The organism is Arsenophonus endosymbiont of Bemisia tabaci Q2, from assembly GCF_902713415.1.
Lineage (GTDB): Bacteria > Pseudomonadota > Gammaproteobacteria > Enterobacterales > Enterobacteriaceae > Arsenophonus.
The window spans coordinates 1-359 of sequence record NZ_CACTIE010000230.1 but is presented as its reverse complement, the minus strand read 5'-3'; the positions used below and the strand labels follow the sequence as shown (position 1 = coordinate 359).

The 359-nt window shown below is 43.7% G+C and carries 1 protein-coding gene; it reads right to left on the bottom strand.

Annotated features, from left to right (window positions below):
• A partial coding sequence (locus ARSQ2_RS10405; protein WP_181995258.1) for a hypothetical protein occupies window positions 1-207 on the bottom strand: 207 nt, incomplete at its 3' end.
• Between the last annotated feature and the right edge of the window lie 152 nt (window positions 208-359).

The following is a 359-nucleotide window of genomic DNA, read 5'->3' as shown; positions in this document are numbered from 1 at the left end:
GCTATACATCACGCCCCACACTTTCTTGTCCATCCTGTTTTCTGCATCGGTTAAATAGAGGAGTAATTTGTTGTCATCGGTGGTAAAGGTTTTTTCACCGAAACGGTCACGGAATTTCTTTAACATTGCTTGCATGAAGCCCCAAAAAAAGCGGATAAAATCCGCTGCATTATACTTCAAACGAAGGGGTTTGTTTTGTGCCGTCAAGTTAATTCAACCGTCAACGTCACGACATTACCTTCTTTTGATGCGGTGATTTTTTAATACCAACACCTGCATCACCTTTCGTGCCTTTTTGCGCCCTTAAGTGTTCCGGCGTCCAGTGTTTCGTGAAAGGCAGATACCCCCCGCTTCAATAT